Annotated in this window: 2 protein-coding genes; both read right to left on the bottom strand. The window is 72.4% G+C overall.

The features are described 5' to 3' along the window. A partial coding sequence (locus CCN33_RS24900) for an LOG family protein (RefSeq protein ID WP_244173930.1) occupies nt 1-557 on the bottom strand: 557 nt, incomplete at its 3' end. 134 nt (nt 558-691) lie between these two features. Beyond that, a partial coding sequence (locus tag CCN33_RS24905) for a tetratricopeptide repeat protein (protein WP_140394662.1) occupies nt 692-1096 on the bottom strand: 405 nt, incomplete at its 5' end.

A 1096-nucleotide genomic window follows, 5' to 3' on the forward strand; every position in this document is an offset into this window, starting at 1 on the left:
ATGGCGTCCTCGACGTCCCGGCCCTCCTGGATCAGGCTCCGCTCCCCCGCCTTGAGGAACCCTTCCCTCACGAGGTGGTCCAGCATGGCCAGCAACGGGTCGAAGAATCCGTGGTGATTGACCACGACGATCGGTTTGCGCATGAGCGACAACTGGTTCCAGGTCGCCACCTCCAGCAGCTCGTCCAGCGTCCCGAACCCGCCCGGCAGCACCGCGAAACCCGTGGAGAGCCGGTACATGAGCGCTTTGCGTTCATGCATGGAACGGACCAGGAAAAGCGCGCCCGGCGCATTGTCGGCGCGCTCGCGTTCGTGCAGGAAACGCGGCACCACTCCGGTGACACCGCCGCCGGCGTCCATGACGGCATGGGCCACCGCGCCCATCACTCCCACTCCGCCGGCTCCGTACACCAGGTCCAGGCCGCGGCGGGCCAGCGCGGTGCCGAATTCACGGGCGAGGAGCAGATGGTCGGGGCGGGCGCCGTCGCGGGCGCCGCAGAACACGGCGATCTTCTCGCTCTGCTCGATTTCCGGGGGCATCTCAAGGACAGAGGACATCTCGGATTCCTTCGAAGTCGGTCGGGGCCGGGCCGGTGCGGCGGACGTGCCGTTTCCCGGCTGGTGCCTGGTGCCTGGTGCGTGCGCGGAGCCGTGGTGCCGTGGTGCTGGGGTGGTGCTGGGGTGCTGGGTGTTCAGGAGAGGGCCGCCAGGCGCCGTTCGACGCGGGCGGCCTCGTCCAGGCGGTGCTGGGCCCGGTACACCGCCGCCGCGCTCCCCCACGCGGTGCGGGCGTCGGCCGGGCGGCCGGTGGCGGCGTAGCTGTCGCCCAGGCGGTCCAGGGCGCCGGCCTCCTGGTAGGTGTTGCCCAGGGTCCGGCAGTGGGCCAGGGCGGCCCGGTAGGCGTGCACGGCGTCCTCGTGCCGGCCGGTCCGCTGGGCGAGCAGGCCCAGGCTGTCCAGCGCGGCCGCCTGGCCGCCCAGGTAGCGGTGACGGCGGGACAGGTCCAGGGCGCGGGCGCAGTACCGCTCGGCCTGGACGGCATCGCCCAGGCGGGTGAAGTACCAGCCGGCGGCGTTGAGGGCGTCGGCCTCGGCCTC

Origin of the sequence: Streptomyces recifensis (assembly GCF_002154615.1) — a bacterium.
In the GTDB taxonomy this organism is placed as follows: domain Bacteria; phylum Actinomycetota; class Actinomycetes; order Streptomycetales; family Streptomycetaceae; genus Streptomyces; species Streptomyces griseoluteus.